At 37.0% G+C, this 265-nt stretch carries 1 pseudogene; it reads left to right on the top strand.

Going from position 1 to position 265, the window contains the following annotated elements:
* Positions 1-7 precede the first annotated feature (7 nt).
* Positions 8-265 (top strand): annotated as a pseudogene (locus SB660_RS21225) (capsular biosynthesis protein); the annotation flags it as partial.

Here is a 265-nt window from a genome sequence, read left to right as displayed (position 1 = left end):
AACGCAGCTGTTAGTAAATCAAAAAAATATCGACCAACAATCACGTTTAGGCGTACAACAGGTGGAAACGGATTTGCGTTTAATTAATACGTATAATGTCATTATTCAAAGCCCTGCTATTTTATCGAAAGTGATTAGCCGGCTTCATTTAGATAGTACACCAGAAAAATTAAAAGAACAGATTACTGTATCGAGTGCGAGTAATTCCCAAGTTGTGAATATTGCCGTTCAAGACAAGCAAGCTGACATGGCAGTTAATATTGCC

Origin of the sequence: Bacillus sp. SIMBA_005 (assembly GCF_046535585.1) — a bacterium.
In the GTDB taxonomy this organism is placed as follows: domain Bacteria; phylum Bacillota; class Bacilli; order Bacillales; family Bacillaceae; genus Bacillus; species Bacillus pumilus.
Note: the sequence above shows the minus strand (reverse complement) of the source record. Positions and strands in the feature narration are given on the sequence as shown.